The following is a 19024-nucleotide window of genomic DNA, read 5'->3' on the forward strand; positions in this document are numbered from 1 at the left end:
TATTCGACCTTCGTGTTCATTTTCGGGTATCAGAGTATTTTCTGTTTATATTTCCGGATTCTTAAACAAAGTATCGTGTTTTACTGACATTTGTTTATTTTTTACCGGGATACGGAAAACAGCACGATTTGTACATTTACGGTTATGCTGCTCTGCCGGCAGAAACAAAAAAACCGCAAAACAAATTATTCTGCGGTTATTGAACGGCTTACTTTGATGTTTACTGAGATAAAATCAGACGTAATGCTTCTGCACTCGCTGCTTTATTCGGTTCCTGCATAAAGTAATCATAAAAATCCCCGACAAGGTGGCAGGTCGTTACCGGATCTTTTGCCCCTTCATTCAGGTTGGTTAACAGTTCTGTTTTATCGCCGTATTTTTCTGTCAGTTTCTGATAAATATTCCCTAATACCTGATACGCTTCATCAGCAGGAACGTCACCGGTATTCCGGTCTTCCAGTGATGATGTCAGGATCAGATTCACCGTTTTCAGCATCCGGATATCGGCTTCATTATAGATAAACTGAGATTTATTCTGCGGGAACTTTTTCAGTCCCGGGAAAAAGTTATTGAAACACTGCTGTCCGGACGGATCTTTTACCAGATACCCTTCTGCCTGCTCTTTTACCGCGGCGGCAAAGGCATTCAGCGCATCATCAGAAGCATACGGTATCCGGTCAACTAATAATACGGCCGTCAGCCCGGCAATATCATTCATCCATTCCACTTTCTCTCCGCTGGTCATGGTGCCGTAATTCCCCATTTTCTGTTTTATATCCTTATATTTTTCCGGGGAAATTTTACCGACCACTTCAATAAACCGCATGGACTCCGACATCATTTCGGCTTCAAGTGATGCTTGTGTATTCATGCCGTCTTCACTGACAGCAGTAACCGAAACAACATCATCCCGTGTACCCATATAATAACCGGCACCGGCAAATACCACGGCAACAATAAGAACTAACAATAAGCTGAGTTTTTTATTCACGCATTTTCCTCTGATACGCTGAGTTATCACTGAGAAAGATAGTGACATAAATTAATAAGGCCTGCTATTGCAGGCCTCTGATAATTGCTCAGTCCGTAAAAATAATCAGATTTTTACGCCTTCAACAGAAATAATCAGTTCAGCATCCTGTGATTTAGGTCCCAGATCCGCTTTGATATTAAAGCTTTTCAGAGATACTTTCCCGGTGGCTTCAAAACCGGCGCGGTAACCGCCCCACGGATCTTTGCCTTCACCGGTCAGTTTTGCATCCAGTGTTACCGGATTAGTCACACCGTTCAGGGTCAGATCACCGGTGATAATAAAGTCATCACCTTTCTTTTCCACTTTCGTGGAAACGAATTTCGCTTCCGGATTTTTGTCTGTATTCAGGAATTCACCGCCGCGCAGATGTTTATCACGCTCAGCGTGGTTGGTATCCAGGCTGCCGGTTTTGATAGTGACATCCACTTTATCTTTTGCCGGATCGGCTTTATCAAAGGTGAACGTACCGTCAAAATCTTTAAATGTCCCGTACAGCCAGCTGTAACCCAGGTGCTGAATACGGAACTGCACAAATGCGTGCTGTCCTTCTTTATCTATTTTATAGGTGTCGGCCATTGCCGCACCTGAACCCAGCAGCATCATACCTGCGCTTAAACCAACCAGTGCTTTCTTCAGCATTGTATTTACTCCGTCATAATAAAATTACGGGCGCCCTGTTCAGGGTTTCATGCCCAGCATGCGTTTTAATGTGGCGTCTTTATCAAAAAAATGGTGTTTAAGTGCAGCCAGCGCGTGCAGCGCCGATAACACAACAACCGCCCAGGCAAGATACAAATGTACCGTTCCGGCGGTGTCCGCCTGTCCTGCCCCGTCTGTCAGCGAGGCCGGAACATCAAACCAGCCGAAAACCGATACCGCCTGACCATTTGCCGTTGAAATAAAATAGCCGGTGAGCAGAATGGCAAACAAAATACCGTACAGCAGCCAGTGCGCCAGTGTTGCGCTGATGCGGGTAAACCGGCTGTAAGTGGATAATGCCGGCGGCGGCGGCGAGATCCAGCGCCAGATCATGCGGACAGCCAGCACAATAAACAGCAGGACTCCGATGCTTTTGTGGATCTCCGGTGCGCGGTGATACCAGACATCATAATAACCCAGCGAAACCATCCACAGCCCCAGAGCGAACATTCCGTAAACGGTGAGCGCCACACCCCAGTGAAGCAGAACGGAAAGATGTCCGTACCGTTGTGCACTATTTTTCCATTGCATTGATAAATACCCTTTCCTGTTCCATACGGATAACATTTCAGTAACAGTGGGATACTTTACGTGAATTTTCCTGTCAATATCGGACAAATATTTTGTTTAAGTCAGTCAAAATTAATCATTAAGTTACTAATTTGACTGTTATTTTCATAAATAAAAGAAATATTAAACCGGAAAAATCTTATATGGCGGGATTTTGTAAGACAGGTTCAGTCTGACTTATAACCAAAATACAGGAAAAACAGGGATACGACGGATAGCCACAAAAAATAATTTTAATATTTAAAAATATTGTTGATAAAAAAGTTGACGAACATCACACAAATGCTATGATACACCCATCGAAGCAAAACAGCTTACCAACCTAATTCAAAAGCAGGAGTTCATTATGAAAAGTATCAAAACTTTCTTCTCAAATCTGACCCGTGCTGCTGCTATCATTGCAAAATACAGCAAAGCATTCTGATAAATCAGACAGATACAGAAAAAGCGCCCATCGGGCGCTTTTTTTATGCCTGCAAATAATCTGACTTTGCCCTCCGCCGCGTCATCCAAACTTTATTTTAAGTAATTAAAATTAATTTTATATAAAATTTGACATACGTCACATAAATGGTATAGTAGCGCCATCAAAGCCAAACAGGCTTATCCACTGACTCAAAAGCAGGAGTTTATTATGAAAAGCATCAAAACTTTCTTTTCTTATCTGACCCGCGCTGCTGCTATTATTGCTAAAAACAGCAAAGCATTCTGATAAATCAGACAGATACAAAGAAGCGCCCGATGGGCGCTTCAGGCCGTTAACAAGCCCGCAGGGATTGGTGACGACCGGCAGAGGTTGTAAAAATAAACCGGGAAAATCAATTTATTGATTTTCGGCTGATAACACAAAGCAGGAAAAACCACGTTTTATCCTGCTTTGTCAGCAATATTAAGCGCCCGATGGGCGCTTTTTTTATGCTGCTTTATTTTGCCAGCGGCGCAAATAACCAGCGCAACCACCAGCGGGCTTTCCAGCCGGGGTTTTTCTCACGGACCACCGGTGATTGACGGCAGACAGAACGCATAATTTTCCATTCGAAATCAAGGAATAACCGGGAGTGTCCGGCTTCTGCACCGTATGTGCAGACTTCCTCATGCTTGCGCTTATCAACCGGCGTGTTGTATTCCAGACTTCTGTCCAGAGTATGGTAGGACTTCTGACGATCCACAATCCGCTCCCTGGCATACACCGATTTCGGCAGATAACGCTGGCGGGACCCGTGGTATTTCTGCAATTTCACAAAACGGTAATCTTCTGCGCCGTAATGGCCGCAAAATTCTTCATCATAACCGTAAAAGCGGAAAAAACGGGCACGGGACATAAAGAACAGATTGGAATGCCCTTTGCGGATATTGTCCTGCTCGTCCAGGCGGTAGAGTTTATAGAATGTCCGCCCGGGATTCGCCGCATTAATCAGATAAGTAAAAGTAGATACCGGCAGGACATGATCCAGATCGGTCATCAGAATTTTATCTGACGCCGCATATGTCACTCCCAGATTACGGGAACCGCCCTGATTCCACGGAATATCGGTCGTGATCCGTAACCACGTCAGATTTAAATTAAACTCAGGAATTTCATATTCGAGTGGGGAGCAATCATCAACAATCACGAACTGAACATAATCCAGCACAGATGCCGGCATAGTCTCATATTCACGAAGTAAATTGACGACTTCAGAGATATCTTGCTGATTACAATAGAAATGAGTGATGTAAGTAAGTTTTATATGTTGCTTATCCGCAACTTTTCGGAAGAATTCGCGTGACATAATACCTGTAACCCTGCTAGCACAAATGACCGACCGGCAATTAGCAACCAGTGCGATGTTAATTGCCGGCTATTCTCACATACAGGGGGTACACTGTCACTACTCAGCAGACAGAAACTATTCCTTACCGAAAAAGTAATCCACCGGAACATGGAACATATCAGCCAGATACATCAGATAATGTATACTAATGCGACTGGTTCCCCGTTCATAACGGTTAAACTGCTGCTGTGTTATTCCCATATCTTCCGCTAAACGAACAACACTTAACCCTAAGTATTTTCGCTTTTCTTTAATACGACTTCCTACACAGGAATATATAGATTCCGTCTCCATAAGATTCTCCTTCACTTATATTGACCACGTAATAACAAAAAAATCCATTTTTAAAAGCTTGCCATTCACATGCTAATCTGCGGCTAAATAAAAACATAACCACATGAAAAACAAAAATATAAAAATATAAAAATTATGCGAAAAAGGCATCTTTTATTTCGAGATCAGGATTTAACCTTATAGGCACATTGTTTGCAATATCAATAATCCTATTTGATGTAATAATACCTATCCGATCACACTTAATATAACAAACAGTCTTAATACGATTATAAAATTTCGCTGAAAAAACAGACTGTTTAATATTTATTAATCATATATCCTGATATTTAATAGAAATAATTTCGTAAGAATACTTAAGATATATTTACATTTATACCTTATCACTCGCTTAAGAAATGCCGCTCCGGGTTATGTGTTAGTTACATCACAGAAAAAATACATATGTATAGCTATAATTTACATATGTAGCCACTTATCTCTGTTTCTGAGGTTATCTTATGATGCAACAATCCCCTGCCGGATATACCCCGCAAACCTGTGACACACTTCCTGCTTACCTGTCCTCACATTTACCCGGTGAACTGCTGCCCGGAGGCGTGCCGGAATCCTGGCAGATTGAGGAAATCGGTGACGGTAATCTCAATCTGGTATTTATTGTCAGAGGCAGTGAGAGAGCCCTGGTGGTGAAACAATCCCTGCCGTACGTCCGTGCAGCCGGTGAATCCTGGAAACTCTCTTTGCAGCGCAATTATTTCGAATATCATGCGCTGTCACAGGAAAAGCGTTTCGCGCCGGACTGTGTACCGGACGTCTATTTCTATGATGAAAGCATGGCACTGTTTGCGATGGAATATCTCGCTGACCATATCATTCTGCGCAAGGCGCTGATTGCCGGTGAATATGTTCCTCAGCTGGCAGAAAAAATTGGTCTGTTTATGGCACGGACACTGTTTCATACCTCAGATATCGGTATGGCGGCACAGGAAAAGAAAGCACTGACCGCCCAGTTCTCCGCCAACCATGAATTATGCAAAATCACCGAAGACCTGATTTTTACCGAGCCTTATTTTCCGGCACCGCGTAATAATCACACCTCCCCCCAGCTCGATCGTGATGCAAAAGCCGTGATGCTGGACAGGGAAATGGTGCAGGTCGCGATGCGCTATAAATACAAGTTTATGACTCAGGCGCAGGCACTGCTGCACGGGGACTTACATTCGGGTTCTGTCATGGTCGGTACTGATTCTGTTCAGGTCATTGATCCTGAATTCAGCTTTATGGGGCCGATGGCCTTTGATACCGGCAACTATACCGGCAACTTATATATGGCCTGGTTCTCTCAGCCCGGACACCGGGAAACCGAAGAGGAAACCACACGCTATCAGCAATGGCTGTTATCACAGATAAGACAGACCCGAGCTGTCTTTGAGGCGGAGTTCCGTCGCCTGTGGACAGAAAAATCACAGGGCGATGCCTGGCCGCGCGAGCTGTATCAGGACGGCATGTTTGATGACAAATTCCTGAAAGCCGCACAGGACAGTTTCTTCGCAGAGCTGTTTCAGGACACCCTGGTCAACGCCGGGCTGGAGATCAACCGCCGCCTGCTCGGGTTTGCCGGTGTCGCTGATTTCAAAACCATTGCTGATGTGGATAAACGCGCGGCACTTGAGCGCAGAGCACTGAAACTGGCACGGGAGCTGATTGTTAACGCCCGCCATTACCACAGTTTTGAGGATGTTGAAGCCTTTCTTGCTTACTGTTAAGCATCACCTGCACACGAGGTTATAATGAAAATTCACGGGAAACATTACCGTTCCGTCTGGCTGGCAGACAATGACATTCACGTCTGTATTTTTGATCAGACAAAACTGCCGTTTGAAGTCAGTATCATCACACTGACAACGATGGAGGAAGCCGCAACCGCCATCAAAGATATGTGGGTACGCGGCGCGCCGCTGATTGGCGCCGTGGCCGCTTACGGTGTGGCACTGGCGATGCACCGCGACAGCAGTGATGCCGCCCTGCAAAAATCATATGACGTGCTGGTTGCCACCCGTCCGACCGCAATTAACCTGAAATGGGCACTGGACAGAATCTGCGGTGCACTGACACCACTGCCGGCAGCAGAACGCCGTGATGCCGCTTACCGCATTGCCGCCGAAATTGCAGATGAAGATGCGGAAATCTGCCACCGCATCGGCGAACACGGACTGACTGTCATCCGTGACATTGCCGCCCGCAAGAAACCGGGCGAACCGGTCAATATCCTGACCCATTGTAATGCAGGCTGGCTGGCCACCGTTGACTGGGGCACTGCACTGTCACCAATTTATCAGGCTTATGATGAAGGTATTAATATTCACGTCTGGGTGGATGAAACCCGTCCGCGTAACCAGGGCGGGCTGACCGCCTTTGAACTGGGTTCACACGGTGTGCCGCACACTCTGATTGCCGATAACGCAGGGGGACACCTGATGCAGCACGGCGAAGTGGATATGTGTATTGTCGGTACTGATCGCACTACTGCACGCGGGGATGTCTGCAATAAAATCGGTACTTACCTGAAAGCGCTGGCGGCCAAAGCCAGTAACGTGCCGTTTTATGTGGCGCTGCCGTCACCGACCCTCGATTTCACGGTATGGGACGGTGTAAAAGAGATCCCGATTGAACAGCGCAACGGTGAAGAACAGTCACACGTTTTCGGTATCACGCCGGAAGGCACCCGCAGTTGGGTGAATACGGCCCCGGCGGGCACCCGCTGCGGCAACTACGCCTTTGATGTCACTCCGGCAGAATACGTTACCGGGCTGATTACCGAACGCGGTATTTGTGACGCCTCTCCGGCCGGACTGAAAGCGATGTTCCCGGAGATGTGGCCGTCAGAGTATGAGGTGTAATCATGACCCGCACTGAACTGGCACAACAGATTATCGATACCTGCCTGAAAATGAATGCAAGCGGACTGAACCAGGGCACTTCCGGGAATGTCAGCGCCCGCTGGCAGGAGGGTATGCTGATCACCCCGAGCGGTGTTCCCTATGAAAAGCTGACACCGGACAGCATTGTGTACATGGACAGCAGCGGACAGGCAGAGGCGGATAAAATCCCGTCGAGTGAGTGGCATTTTCACCTGAGCTGCTATCAGGCACGTCCTGAGCTGAACGCAGTGGTACATAATCACGCGCTGAATACGGCGGCGGTATCCATTCTTAATGAATCCATTCCTGCGATCCATTATATGGTCGCCGTGACCGGAACTGATCACATTCCCTGCGTACCGTATGCCACCTTCGGCACGCATGAACTGGCGGATATTGTTGCGGAAGGAATTAAAACCAGTAAAGCTCTGATTATGCAGCATCACGGTATGCTGGTGATGGAAGTTAACCTGGAAAAGGCGCTGTGGCTGGCGCATGAAACCGAAGTATTATCTGCGCTGTATCTGAAAATCCGCGCCATCACGCCGGATGTGCCGGTGCTGAGTGCAGAAGAGATGCAGCGGGTGCTGGGGAAATTCAAAACCTACGGACTGAAAACCGGAAAATAGTGATGTCCGGCGGCAGAAAACGGTGCAATGCATCGTTTTTTGTCACCCTGAGTAATTAATTATTTTAAATGATAATCATTTGCAATATAATAAAAATCTTAATGTATTTGTTATTTAAGGTTTTTATGAAAAAAGTCATTTGTTATGCTGCGTTTGTCTCTGCCGCCCTGCTCCTGTCCGGATGTGCTGCCACAAAAAATCCCCCGCCATTCAGCGAAAAAAGTATTGAAGAGTGCAGCCGCTATCTGCCGGACGGCATCGCTTACTATGTCAGGATTGAGGGCGAAGTGGATTTAAACAAGCAGTTTAACGGTGATATCAATGTAACCGCATTACAGGACAGTGCACCTTCCGTTGCCTTTAATCATGACATGATCAAAACCGGTGCGGATAAATACATGGATTGTGCTATTCAGCTGCTGAATAACGGTAAAGGCGACACCCGGACGCCGGAAGAAAAAGCCGCGGCAGAAAAACAGTAACCACGGATATTAATGCTTTCATGTAAAAAAAACCGCCGGACGGCGGTTTTTGCACTTATTTCTCTGACAGCAAATGTGACGCTATCAGCGGATCAACAATCAAATCAGAAACATAACCGCCGCACAACGCTCCGCGGGTAGCGGCGATATTTTGTTCACCGGTGGCAATAAAAATCCGCCGCGCAATGTTACGCAGCTGCGGCAGCCGGATACCGAGGATACGGGCATCCGTATGGGTATCCAGCGGTTCACCGGCCTGATCATAAAAACGTCCGCAGATAACGCCGACAGCGCCTTTGCGGCGGAAATCGGCCATTTCCTCCGCCGTGATCACCCCGGCGCGGATCAGCGGGTTCTCTTCAGTGACATTTCCGGCGACAAACAACGCTTTGGTGCAGCGTTCAAGCTGGGCAAAATTTGCCTGAATAATAGGCTCACGGCGCAATGCATCCGCCAGTTCCGCAGAACTGACAATCGCGGGCACATGCAGATACACACACTCGCCGCCGAACTTACCGGCAATCAGCGAGGAGGACTCCACCGTGGTGAAATCCGGCTGCGACGGCACCGAGCCGAGCATCTGCAATACGGTCATATTGCGGATCACTTTGGGTGTCAGACACTTCGCCATATGATGAATTGTCCGTCCCCAGGCCACACCGAGCATATCCCCGTCCTCAATCACCTGACTGAGATACACCCCGGCGGCCTGCGCCATATTTTCCCGGCGGCGGGCAGAATCCGCAGCCGCTTCCGCGACCGGGTTATCCGGCACCACCAGCACATTGGTCAGATTAAATTTCTGTTTCAGTGACAACGCCATATCGATGAGGCTGTAACGCGCCATATCAAGGCTGATATGCACCACACCGTTTTCCCGGGCTGTTTGCAGGTATTTCACTACGGTCACACGGGAAATTCCCATTACATCAGCCACTTCTGTCTGACTGAGACCGGACTGATAATAGAGCCATGCGGCCTGCAAAACCGGATCATTACCGAACAGCAGGCGTCCGGCCGGGCGGTTGTCACTGTTTGTCATGCGTCGCGCACCACACTGCCCCAGAGATCATACTCATCGGCATGTTCAATGTTCACCATCACAATATCCCCCGGCTGCACATCAAATTCGCCGTTGAGATACACCATACCGTCGATTTCCGGTGCATCTGCCATACTGCGGCCGACTGCGCCCTCTTCTTCATCAACCTCATCAATAATCACCGGCAGTGTACGGCCGACTTTTTCTGCCAGACGCTCAGCAGAGATCTGCTGCTGTAACTGCATAAAGCGGTGATAGCGCTCTTCTTTGATCTCTTCCGGCACCTGATCCGGTAATTCGTTGGCATGCGCCCCTTCCACCGGACTGTATTTAAAGCAGCCCACGCGATCCAGACGGGCTTCTGCCAGGAAATCCAGCAGCATCTGAAAGTCTTCTTCGGTTTCACCCGGGAAGCCGACAATAAAGGTGGAACGCAGTGTCAGTTCCGGACAGATTTCGCGCCAGCGTTTGATACGCTCCAGTGTGCGCTCAACGGCACCCGGACGCTTCATCAGCTTCAGGATACGCGGGCTGGCGTGCTGTAACGGGATATCCAGATACGGCAGAATTTTGCCTTCCGCCATCAGCGGGATCACATCATCCACATGCGGATACGGATACACATAGTGCAGACGCACCCACACGCCGAGCTGGGATAACTGCTCACACAGACCGATCATGCTGGTTTTCACCGGCAGGCCGTCGCGGAACCCGGTACGGTGTTTGATATCCGCACCATAGGCAGACGTATCCTGGGAGATCACCAGCAGTTCTTTCACACCTGCCTCAACCAGACGCTGCGCTTCACCCAGCACCTCGCCGATCGGGCGGCTGTCCAGATCACCACGCATGGACGGGATAATGCAGAATGTACAGCGGTGGTTACAGCCTTCTGAAATTTTCAGATACGCGTAATGGCGCGGTGTCAGTTTCACGCCCTGCTCCGGCACCAGGCTGGTGAACGGATCATGCGCCGGTTTCGGCACATATTTACGGACACTCGCCAGCACCTGTTCATAACTGTGCGGGCCGGTGATTTCCAGTACTTTCGGGTGAACTTCACGGATCTGGTCTTCTTTTGCACCCAGACATCCGGTCACGATCACTTTACCGTTTTCCGCCAGTGCCTCGCCGATAGCTTCCAGGGACTCCTGCACAGCACTGTCAATAAAACCGCAGGTATTAACGATCACTACATCAGCATCATCATAGCTCGGCACGATCTGGTAACCATCCGTACGCAATTCAGTCAGAATACGCTCGGAATCTACCAGGTTTTTCGGGCAGCCTAATGATAAAAATCCAATCTTTGCCATTTATTATATAATCTTTAATTGAGAAAGCATGAAGTATACAGGATGCCAAAACTTTATTCATATGTAAGATGCCCCCTGTCAGCAAGATAAAATCACGGCCCCGGAACAACAGCCGGTGAGCTGAACTACCCCGGAATCAGAGTTGCTTACCTGTCAATATATAGCAGAATAAAACCGCAGCTTTAATGATTATATCCGGGCCCGGCATTGTTATCATAATCCGGATGAATTGCTGTAATATTAAAAAACAGCTATCTGAATCATCAGTACTATGTAATATCAGCACTATGTAATATCAGGCAGCTTTTGATTTCCGCCAAACCAGACGATACATAGCCAGTAAAAATAATATAATGGCTAACAACGATATTTTTATGATGACGGGCATCAACTCATAAATACCAGCCCCCTGAGAGTTCAGCATAGTAAACCCGCTTATCATTGTACTTGATGGAAAGATTTCCATCGTTTTTACAACCCAGCCGGGCATATTAAACGTAGGGAACGAGGCACCTGATGCATAAAAAATAACCATCGAAGTAGCCGACAGGATCTGCATCGGACGGTTAATATTATCCAGAAAACTACCAATCAGCATCGCCATTGAACTTACTGCCGCAGAAAACAGAACAATCAGCCAAAGCTGTAAAAACATATTGCCTTCATTAGGATACCCTTGTAAGTAATAAACCCAGCCAAACACAAAAATTGCCCCGAAAAAACCAACTATAAACAAGCCCAGAAACGTTCCGGTAAATTGCGATAAATTAATATTGGTTAAACCGACGCTATTACGTAATGCGATGAGCATAGAACCGGCAAAAATAAGTGTTTGCTGAAGTATGATAATAAATACCAGCGGCATAATAAAAGATTCATATCCCAGCGTGGGATTATAGAGAGGAAGAGAAATAATATTATTGGCGGCTTCAGGTGTTAATCTGTTCACATCTGTCGTAGAGCTTATTGCATTAGTCACTGCCGCTCTCAAATCGGCAGCGACAGCCATATAACCGCCTGACAGGTGTACATCGATCCCGGCGTCTCCTCCTCTGATAAGATTATTTTTAAAATCGTTATCAATAGTTATCACTGCGGAAACTTTTCTGTTGCGCAATGAATTTAATGCATCAGACAGAGAACTATCAACCCGGGTAACATCAATCTCACGGGTAGTTTGCAGATTGTCGATCAGGTTACGTGACAATGATGATTGATCAAAATCGACCACCGCAACGGGAAGTTTGAGGTTAATCTGTGCCTTATAGGCACTTGGATAGAAAATACTATAAAGAATCAATGACATAATTGCCGTTGAAAATATAGGCTGAGATTTTTTTATTGATGTGAGAGTACTGATAAAGCTCTCTCTAATACCATCAAACTTTACATTCTCCTGAAACGTTGCCGGCTGCTGCTTATATTTACGTTTCCCCGCCAGTATAAAAGAGACCGTTAAAGGTATGATGATATAGAGTGACAGGATACCAAACTGGTACAAGCTTGTTGTGATATCACTGCCAAGATTGACCTGCTCTAATTGTATGCGGTAATAGTGAGTAAATGGCTGAAAGTTACTCCAGAATTTAGCCCAGCCATTGGCATTCAAAATGGACAGCGTACCATCAGAGTAAGTTAATGCAGCACTGGTATATACCGTTGAGATACTTAATGCTGTAAGTACATTTCGTGTTATTGAAATAAACATAATGGCGATAGATGCAGTGAGAAGACACAGCATAAATATCGCCAGTATTAATAACCATGAATTACCTGAAATCGGCCAGCCCCGTCCCACTGTTTGCCAGACATTAAATATTAAATTCCACAGAAAAATAATAGTTATATAGGGAAGACAACGGGAAATAACCTGAATTGACAGATAGATTCTGCCTTTCTTAATCCGGCCGGCGCAAAGCTTACCGTCTTCAAAAAAACGTCCGATAGCGCAAATTACAGCACTGCTCAGGACTATACTCAGTAACACCGGTATTGCGATTGGCGTCAGGAATCTTTCATAACTATTTTGCGGATTGCTGATACTGACTACTTGTATGTTTGGCACTGAGCTGCCCGTACCTTTATGCTCAGCACCCAATGATTTCCTGTTATTGAGTGAGCTATAGGCATCATTCACCGCAGCCTGCAATCCGATAAACGCAGCATTACCTGTCGATCTGAACTGTCCGTTATAACGAATGATGACCTTATTATCATCCTGACGGATAGTTGATCCGGATGCACCACGGGGGATCTCTATAAAAGCATAAATTTTCATGCTTTTCATCAGGCGTTGAGCCAGGGCAACATTTTCCGGTATTTCTGTTAACTCAATACTCTTCGATGCATCAATATTCCTGATTATTTCCCGGCTCAATGATGAATGGTCGTAATCCACCAGTGCTACCGGTATTTTCTCAGGCACACCGGAACTGAACATCGCGCAGACAAAAGTTAATAAAAATACCGGCACAATAAACAGTAAAATTTTCATGTAGCGATCATGACAGATGAAATTAATTTCATCTGTCAATGAGGCTGAAAAGTCCGCTAAGGTTTTATTAGTCATTACCGGCTGGCCAATCAAAAATAACAGACATGCCCGGGCGCATTCCTTCTGTCTTATTCACCGGATGTAACCGTACTTCAAATGTTCTGACGTCATAACCGCTTGACTGACGGGTTGCTCTCCATGTGGCAAAATTGCCTTTGGGATTAATAAAAAACACCTGAAATTTTACAGTTTTATCCTTCAGTGCAGGGATCTTTCCTTCAATCACATCACCTGTTTTTAATGCGTTAAAACGATCTTCCCGTAAATTGACGGTTACCCAAAGATTATTTAAATCAATCATACTGAATATAGGTGTACCGGCAGAAACAAGCTCTCCCTGATTAGCGAAGCGTTTGGCAATTTCTCCGTCATTTTTTGAATGAACACTCAGCTCTCTGACCAGGGAGTCAGCAGACTCAAACGCGGCCCTGGCTGCATTTACATTAGCATCAGCAATGCGAATGTCCTCCGTCCTGTTACCGCGTTTGGCTTGCATATATTGCTCATAGGCAGCATTTGTTTTCTGCCCGGCAATTTTATATCTGGCAATGGCATCATCACGTTCCTGGGCAGAGACAGCTTTACTCTTCTCATAGAGTTTTACTACCCGGTCCGTGGTTATCTTTACGTTTTTTTCATCTGCCTGAGCACTTATCCAGTTAGCTTTTAATGACTCAATATATTCTGAACGCTCTCCGTTATAGGCCTTTTCCTGACTGGCAACAGCCGCAGCTAATGCTTCCTTTGCCTGCAGGGCATTCTCGGTGGTTTGTCTGTCATACAAACTGACTAAGGCCTGCCCGTTACGGATGCTGTCTCCTTCCCTGACATGCAGACTATCAACTCTTGCCGTCACTTTACTGGTGATATTAATTTCATCTGTATCAACAATGCCTTCTAATATCTCATGTTCAGAGGAATGAGATAAAATAAATCCGGCAGATAACACCATTATTATAACGATAAGTATGGTTATCTTTATTTTTTTATTCTTTATCGTCATACTACTTCCATCCTCAGGCTATTTTCTTTAGCTTTCCATTATCTGAACAACATGTTCTGTTCTTTCATCTTCTTCTTTCAATGAACAAACAATTATGACTGCAACAACACCTCTTCATTATACGTTTCTTCAGCACATTGAACACCTTAATATTTTTAACACACTCATCAAATACTAACCCGGCATATTGATTCCATTCGCAACCATTTGTTAATAAATGCAAAAAACAGAAAATAGGCAGATAATTAATATGAACTGAAGCCGGTAATTTTACCTCCTGACTATATGATTGCTTCCTGTTCAAATCAGATTATAAGATATGATGGTATTACCTGATAAGAAATCCGGCTCAGACCAATCCGTCACATTTTATATTATTTGAATTTTGGGGTTACATTTTATTACATAATAACGTCATCCTGATTCAGCAATAATTGACTGACTTAACTCTCTGTACTTAACTCTCTGTCCTTAACTTTCTGAGCTCACCTGCATGTATTTACGTCTGCATCACGCCGGTATTAGTCATTACAGAGAGGAAAAATGGCAAATTTCAGCAAACAACCCCCTGACGGATAACCTCCCGCAGAAAAGATCCCGGTGACAGAGAAAAAACCGGTGCAATTCGTGCAATCCCCCGGGCGCTGTATCCTGCCGTTTACAATGAATGTGATACATACGGCAGCTTTATCCTGCTGATCCGGCTATGCTTTCTTTATCAGCACTAAATATCACCGTTATAAAAATTAAAAGTATTATTTTTTACGGACAGATATTGGAGTGCTCCTGTTGTGCTTATCTCATTATTTTCCATAAGAAGGGTAATCACGGTATCTATGCAAAAATCAAAACGTAAAACGTGGATTTTTTATCTCATCCTGATCATTGTCCTTGCCGCCGGCGGCTATCTGTACCGCATGCTGCAAAGCCCCGGGCTCCCTGAGGGATTCGCGCAGAGCAACGGACGGATCGAGGCAACGGAAATTGATATCTCAACCAAAACTGCCGGACGCATCAGTACCATCAATGTCAGAGAGGGGGACTTTGTCCGCGCCGGGGATGTGCTGGCACAGATGGATACCCGGACACTGGAGGCTCAGCTGAGTGAGGCACAGGCGCAGCACCGCCAGGCGGACAGCAATGTGATCTCCTCACGCTCGGCACTGGCGCAGCGCAAAAGTGAGAAAGCCGCCGCAGAGGCGATGGTGCGCCAGCGCACCTCAGAACTGACCGCCGCACAGAAGCGTCTGGCCCGCTCTCAGGCACTGGTGAGAACCAATGCGGTATCTGTTCAGCAGGTGGATGATGACCTGGCGGTTGTCCAGGGCGCCCGTGCAGCGATGGAAGCCGCCAAAGCGCAGGTGGCGGCCGCATCTGCCGCCATTGATGCCGCGCAGTCCGGTATTATCCAGGCACAGACAAAAGTGGATGCCGCACTCGCGACACAACGGCGGATTGAAGCCGATCTGGATGACAGTCAGCTGAAAGCGCCGCGCAACGGCCGTGTCCAGTATCGTGTTGCCGAACCGGGGGAAGTGCTCGGTGCCGGTGGCCGTGTGGTGAATATGGTCGATCTCAGCGACGTCTATATGACCTTTTTCCTGCCGACAGAACAGGCCGGACAGGCCGGTATCGGCAGTGATGTGCATATTATCCTTGATGCCGCTCCCGGTCTGGTGATCCCGGCAAAAACCTCGTACGTTGCCAGCGTCGCGCAGTTCACCCCGAAAACCGTGGAAACCGATAATGAACGTCAGAAGCTGATGTTCCGCGTTCGTGCCCGTATCGCACCCGAACTGCTGGAAAAACACCTGGAATATGTGAAAACCGGCCTGCCGGGGCGCGCCTATATCCGGCTTGATCCGAAACAGGAATGGCCGTCTGACCTGGAGGTGAAATTACCTCAATGACATCATCAAAACAGCATTCTGACACCGCAATCGTCACCCTGGAACAGGTTACGCATCATTACGGTGATGTGTGCGCCCTTGATGATATCACGCTGAACATCCCCGCCCGTCAGATGGTGGGGCTGATCGGGCCGGACGGTGTCGGGAAATCCACCCTGATTTCCCTGATCGCCGGTGCCCGCAAAGTGCAGCAGGGTAATGTGATTGTACTGGACGGCGATATCCGCGAAGAAGAACACCGCCGCGCCGTCTGCCCGCGTATTGCCTATATGCCGCAGGGGCTGGGGAAGAACCTCTATCACACCCTGTCGGTATTTGAAAACGTGGATTTTTTCGGACGGCTGTTTGGTCAGTCTGAGGAAGAGCGCCGCCTGCGGATTGATGATCTCCTTACCAGTACCGGACTTGCTCCGTTCCGTGACCGCCCGGCGGGGAAACTTTCCGGCGGGATGAAACAGAAGCTCGGTCTGTGCTGCGCACTGATCCACGATCCGGAACTGCTGATCCTCGACGAACCGACCACCGGGGTTGATCCCCTCTCCCGCGCCCAGTTCTGGGAGCTTATCGACCGTATCCGTGAACGCCAGCAGAATATGAGTGTGCTGGTGGCGACGGCCTATATGGAAGAGGCGGAGCGGTTTGATCATCTGGTCGCGATGGACGACGGCAAAGTCTTGGCCACCGGACACGCCCGTGAACTGAAAGCGCAGACACAGACTGATGAACTGGAAGCCGCTTTTATCGCCCTGCTGCCGGAAGAAAAACGCAAAGACCACAAAGCGGTGGTGATCCCGCCGCGCGAAACGCAGGATAATGAAGAAATCGCCATTGAGGCGCAGGATCTGACCATGCGCTTCGGCAGTTTCACCGCCGTTGATCATGTCAGTTTCCGCATCCCGAAAGGGGAAATCTTCGGGTTCCTCGGCTCCAACGGCTGCGGGAAATCCACCACCATGAAAATGCTCACCGGGCTGCTGCAGGCCACGGAAGGGAAAGCGTGGCTGTTTGGTCAGGAGGTCGATCCGAAAGATCTGAATACCCGGATGCGGGTCGGTTATATGTCACAGGCATTCTCCCTCTACAGCGAACTGACCGTCTTACAAAACCTGGTACTGCACGCCAAGCTGTTCCATGTGCCGGAAAACGAAATTGATGAGCGCGTTGATGAAATGATGACGCGCTTTAAACTGACGGACGTCGCTGATGCCATGCCGGAAGGACTGCCGCTCGGCATACGCCAGCGCTTATCGCTGGCCGTGGCAGTTATTCACCGTCCGGAAATGCTGATCCTCGATGAGCCGACATCCGGCGTTGATCCGATCGCCCGCGATATGTTCTGGGATCTGATGGTGGATTTATCACGCAAAGACGGCGTGACCATTTTTATCTCCACCCACTTTATGAATGAGGCCGCCCGCTGTGACCGTATGTCACTGATGCATGCGGGGAAAGTACTGGTGACGGATACCCCGGAAAACCTGGTCGCCACCAGCAAATTTGATACCCTCGAAGCCGTCTTTATTGATTATCTGAAAAAAGCCTCGGGGATTGAGGATGATGCTCCGCCGCCGGAAGCACCGGAACTGCCTGCCGACAGCAGCGAAGCGGCCGCCACCGCACTGAAACGCCGTTTCAGCCTGCGCCGTCTGTTCAGTTACAGCCTGCGCGAAGGGCTGGAACTGCGCCGTGACCCGGTGCGGCTGACACTGGCTCTGCTCGGTACCGTGATCCTGATGTTTATTATGGGTTACGGTATCAGTATGGATGTGGAAAATCTGCGTTTCGCCGTGCTCGACCGCGACCAGACCACCACCAGCCAGAACTATGTACAGGATCTCTCCGGTTCCCGTTACTTTATCGAACAACCACCGCTGCAAAATTATGACGATATGGAGCGGCGGATGCGTGCCGGGGAAATCGCGGTTGCTATTGAAATTCCGCCGGATTTTGCCCGTGATATCGCCAAAGGCCATGATGCGAAACTGGGCGTCTGGGTGGACGGTGCCATGCCGAACCGGGCGGAAACGGTGCGCGGTTATGTGCAGGCGATGCATCTTAACTGGCTGACCCGCATGGCCTCAAAACAGCCGGTGGCCAATCCGCTGAGTTCTGCGATTGATATCGAAACCCGTTACCGCTACAACCCGGATGTGAAAAGCCTGCCCGCCATTGTTCCGGCGGTGATCCCGCTGCTGCTGATGATGATACCGGCGATGCTCAGCGCCCTGAGTGTGGTGCGGGAGAAAGAGCTGGGATCGATTATTAATCTCTATGTCACCCCGGTGACCAAAACAGAGTTTTTAATCGGCAAACAGGTGCCTTATATCCTGCTGGGGATGTTTAACTTTTTCCTGCTCTGCGCCCTCTCGGTCTGGGTATTCGGTGTGCCGTTTAAGGGCAGTTTGCTGACGGTGACACTCGCGGCGTTCTGCTATATCACGATTGCCACCAGTATGGGGCTGCTGATTTCCTGCTTTATGAAGAGTCAGATTGCTGCAATTTTCGGCACCGCGATTATCACGCTGATCCCGGCCACGCAATTTTCCGGCATGATTGACCCGGTTTCATCACTGGAAGGTATGGGTTACTGGATAGGACATATCTACCCGACCGCCCATTTTCTGACCATCACCCGGGGAACGTTCTCCAAAGGGCTGGGGCTTATCGATCTGTATCAGGCCTTTATTCCGCTGCTGATCACGATTCCGGTTGTTCTCGGGTGCAGCATCTTTTTCCTGAAAAAGCAGGAGGGGTAAT

General features: G+C 47.9%; 15 protein-coding genes. 6 read left to right on the forward strand and 9 right to left on the reverse strand.

Going from position 1 to position 19024, the window contains the following annotated elements:
- Window positions 1-220 precede the first annotated feature (220 nt).
- The 5 genes from JC793_RS14745 to JC793_RS14765 all read right to left on the reverse strand — a co-directional run bounded on the left by JC793_RS14745 (window position 221) and on the right by JC793_RS14765 (window position 4410).
- Window positions 221-991 (reverse strand): hypothetical protein, encoded by a 771-nt coding sequence (locus tag JC793_RS14745; protein ID WP_046894547.1) that lies wholly within the window; start codon window positions 989-991, stop codon window positions 221-223.
- A gap of 105 nt (window positions 992-1096) precedes the next feature.
- Window positions 1097-1672, reverse strand: a complete 576-nt coding sequence (locus JC793_RS14750) for a YceI family protein (RefSeq protein ID WP_046894548.1) — start codon at window positions 1670-1672, stop codon at window positions 1097-1099.
- 39 nt (window positions 1673-1711) lie between these two features.
- Window positions 1712-2263: a cytochrome b gene (locus JC793_RS14755; protein ID WP_052926902.1), complete on the reverse strand. Its 552-nt coding sequence runs from the start codon at window positions 2261-2263 to the stop codon at window positions 1712-1714.
- Window positions 2264-3225: 962 nt separating this feature from the next.
- Window positions 3226-4074: a glycosyltransferase family A protein gene (locus tag JC793_RS14760; protein WP_166708375.1), complete on the reverse strand. Its 849-nt coding sequence runs from the start codon at window positions 4072-4074 to the stop codon at window positions 3226-3228.
- Window positions 4075-4191: 117 nt separating this feature from the next.
- Window positions 4192-4410: a helix-turn-helix domain-containing protein gene (locus JC793_RS14765; protein ID WP_166708376.1), complete on the reverse strand. Its 219-nt coding sequence runs from the start codon at window positions 4408-4410 to the stop codon at window positions 4192-4194.
- 500 nt (window positions 4411-4910) lie between these two features.
- Between JC793_RS14765 and mtnK the strand changes: the two genes are divergently transcribed.
- The 4 genes from mtnK (at window position 4911) to JC793_RS14785 (ending at window position 8442) form a co-directional block, all read left to right on the forward strand.
- The gene (gene mtnK, locus JC793_RS14770) at window positions 4911-6176 is read left to right on the forward strand and encodes an S-methyl-5-thioribose kinase (RefSeq protein WP_218426527.1); all 1266 of its coding nucleotides are present in this window, start codon (window positions 4911-4913) and stop codon (window positions 6174-6176) included.
- Window positions 6177-6200: 24 nt separating this feature from the next.
- On the forward strand, window positions 6201-7310 hold the full coding sequence (gene mtnA / locus JC793_RS14775; protein ID WP_218426528.1) for an S-methyl-5-thioribose-1-phosphate isomerase: 1110 nt from the start codon (window positions 6201-6203) through the stop codon (window positions 7308-7310).
- Between the two features lie 2 nt (window positions 7311-7312).
- Complete coding sequence (locus JC793_RS14780; RefSeq protein WP_218426529.1) at window positions 7313-7960, forward strand: L-fuculose-phosphate aldolase; 648 nt, start codon at window positions 7313-7315, stop codon at window positions 7958-7960.
- 125 nt (window positions 7961-8085) lie between these two features.
- On the forward strand, window positions 8086-8442 hold the full coding sequence (locus JC793_RS14785; RefSeq protein ID WP_243846876.1) for a hypothetical protein: 357 nt from the start codon (window positions 8086-8088) through the stop codon (window positions 8440-8442).
- A 55-nt stretch (window positions 8443-8497) separates the two neighbouring features.
- Here JC793_RS14785 and JC793_RS14790 read toward each other — a convergent pair whose 3' ends face one another.
- The 4 genes from JC793_RS14790 to JC793_RS14805 form a co-directional block, all read right to left on the reverse strand.
- Window positions 8498-9484, reverse strand: coding sequence for a sugar-binding transcriptional regulator (locus tag JC793_RS14790; protein WP_166708381.1), 987 nt, complete (start codon window positions 9482-9484; stop codon window positions 8498-8500).
- A complete protein-coding gene (gene rimO / locus JC793_RS14795) occupies window positions 9481-10800 on the reverse strand; it encodes a 30S ribosomal protein S12 methylthiotransferase RimO (RefSeq protein ID WP_218426530.1) in 1320 nt (439 codons plus the stop codon). The genes JC793_RS14790 and rimO overlap by 4 nt, the downstream gene beginning before the upstream one ends.
- Window positions 10801-11095: 295 nt before the next feature.
- Window positions 11096-13369 (reverse strand): ABC transporter permease, encoded by a 2274-nt coding sequence (locus JC793_RS14800; protein WP_218426531.1) that lies wholly within the window; start codon window positions 13367-13369, stop codon window positions 11096-11098.
- On the reverse strand, window positions 13362-14357 hold the full coding sequence (locus tag JC793_RS14805) for an HlyD family secretion protein (RefSeq protein WP_243846880.1): 996 nt from the start codon (window positions 14355-14357) through the stop codon (window positions 13362-13364). The genes JC793_RS14800 and JC793_RS14805 overlap by 8 nt, the downstream gene beginning before the upstream one ends.
- A gap of 836 nt (window positions 14358-15193) precedes the next feature.
- On the opposite strand from JC793_RS14805, the gene JC793_RS14810 reads away from it, so the two are divergent.
- Together JC793_RS14810 and rbbA are read left to right on the forward strand one after the other, a co-directional pair.
- Window positions 15194-16267: an HlyD family secretion protein gene (locus JC793_RS14810; RefSeq protein ID WP_218426532.1), complete on the forward strand. Its 1074-nt coding sequence runs from the start codon at window positions 15194-15196 to the stop codon at window positions 16265-16267.
- Window positions 16264-19023 carry a ribosome-associated ATPase/putative transporter RbbA gene (gene rbbA, locus JC793_RS14815; RefSeq protein ID WP_218426533.1) on the forward strand — a complete coding sequence of 920 codons (2760 nt, stop codon included), beginning with the start codon at window positions 16264-16266 and terminating at the stop codon, window positions 19021-19023. The genes JC793_RS14810 and rbbA overlap by 4 nt, the downstream gene beginning before the upstream one ends.
- The last annotated feature ends 1 nt before the right edge of the window (window position 19024 follow it).

The sequence above is a fragment of the Morganella morganii genome (assembly GCF_019242955.1).
Lineage (GTDB): Bacteria > Pseudomonadota > Gammaproteobacteria > Enterobacterales > Enterobacteriaceae > Morganella > Morganella sibonii.